We start from the raw sequence: 784 nt of genomic DNA on the forward strand, positions 1-784 counted from the left end.
CGTTACACCCATCGGGTTGCCATCTCAAACCGCCGCCTCGTTGCAGCCGACAGCGAGGCGATTGCGTTCCGTTGGAAGGACTATCGCGTCAACGGATCCGACCGCTGGAAGACGATGCGGCTTCACCCGCAGGAGTTCATCAGGCGCTTCCTGCTGCACGTGCTGCCCAAGGGCTTCCACCGCATCCGCCACTACGGGCTCTTTGCCTCAACCAACCGCGCCGAAAGCATCGCCACGGCCCGTGCACTCCTCGATGTCGTCCCGCCTGCCGCCGACCCGCAAGAGCAGCCGGATGTTGCGCCGGACACCCCGCGCGTGCTGCCGTACCCATGCCCGTGCTGTGGCGCGCGTATGATCGTCATCGAGACCTTCGCGCCCGGCTGCCAGCCGAGCTGGCGGCCGACACTGATCAGGATCGACACCTCATGAGCCAGACCTCCTGTGAGCGCTGCGGGTTTCCCATTCCAATGCGCTGGCTCCACGCCGGCGGCGCTCTCTCTCCACCCTATAGCATCCATCAGTGCGCGCATCGCGCATCGGTGCGCTCCGAACGCTCGCCCAAACGCCTATTGCACTCTCCTGAACTCCCGTACCTACAGACACGCAGGCCGAATTCCGCCAGCGCCACGTCTATCATCAAGGTCGGCGCCGGCATCAAATCCCCATAGCACTCGCTGCACCGTCGGTGCCCAACTTCCCGCGACTTCGTGCCTTGGCGCTTTTTGGACGCCGGTCAGTTGACCCTGCGGAGCCTCCTTCTTGCCGGCGTCCAAAAACCAGCACA

Annotated in this window: 1 protein-coding gene; it reads left to right on the forward strand. The window is 64.4% G+C overall.

The annotated features are described in order from the left end of the window. A partial coding sequence (locus SO140_RS46220) for a transposase (RefSeq protein ID WP_449384714.1) occupies nt 1-429 on the forward strand: 429 nt, incomplete at its 5' end. Between the last annotated feature and the right edge of the window lie 355 nt (nt 430-784).

This window comes from Bradyrhizobium sp. UFLA05-108 (assembly GCF_059803455.1).